This window comes from Mesorhizobium sp. M1A.F.Ca.ET.072.01.1.1 (genome assembly GCF_004023325.1).
In the GTDB taxonomy this organism is placed as follows: Bacteria; Pseudomonadota; Alphaproteobacteria; order Rhizobiales; family Rhizobiaceae; genus Mesorhizobium.
This window is the reverse complement of the sequence record NZ_RZSF01000684.1, coordinates 1-711: the sequence shown is the minus strand read 5'-3', so window position 1 is coordinate 711 and position 711 is coordinate 1. Positions and strand designations below refer to the sequence as shown.

The following is a 711-nucleotide window of genomic DNA, read 5'->3' as shown; positions in this document are numbered from 1 at the left end:
GTCTTAACGAGGGAGAGACTGCCATTTCGAGCCTTGAAAGCTATTTCGGCGCCGTGCCTGACCCCCGCGCTGGTAACGCCACGCATCGGCTTGGCGATCTGATCGTGATGATGATCGCGGCAAGCCTGTGCGGGGCAAACAACGCGACAGAGTTCTCGTTGTTTGCTCAAGAGCGCAGGCAGGCACTGTCGCGGTTGATTGAGTATGAGGTGGCGCCCAGTCACGACACCTTCTCGCGGCTGTTGCGGCTGCTGGATCCGGAGGCTTTCGGGCGTGCCTTCGCAGCCTTTGCCGCAGGCTTTGCACGGGCATGCCAGGAGGTGGTCGCCCTCGACGGTAAGGCGCTGCGGCGGGCCTATGAGAAGGGCCTTGCCGCCAGTCCGCCTCTGACGGTGTCGGCCTTCGCCACCGAGACACGGTTATGCCTGGCAGCGGTATCGCCCGGCACTGCCGAGAATGAGGTCGAGGCTGCCCTCAAAGTCGTCGAACTCATTGATCTTACTGGTAGAATGGTCACCGCCGATGCGCTCCACTGTCACACGCGCATGGCTGAGGCCATCACCGAGCGGGGAGGCGACTACCTGCTCGCTCTTAAGGGCAACCGTCGGCATTGGGTTGTTCATGCCAAGCAACATCTGGCCGGGAGCACCCCCGCTGTCGCGGAGCGGACCGAGACCAGCCATGGCCGCGACGAGTGGCGGCAGGCAGAGG

1 protein-coding gene is annotated in these 711 nt (G+C 63.4%); it reads left to right on the top strand.

The annotated features are described in order from the left end of the window. Window positions 1-53: 53 nt before the first annotated feature. On the top strand, window positions 54-711 hold a 658-nt coding region (locus tag EOA32_RS37540; protein ID WP_245499540.1), incomplete at its 3' end, for an ISAs1 family transposase.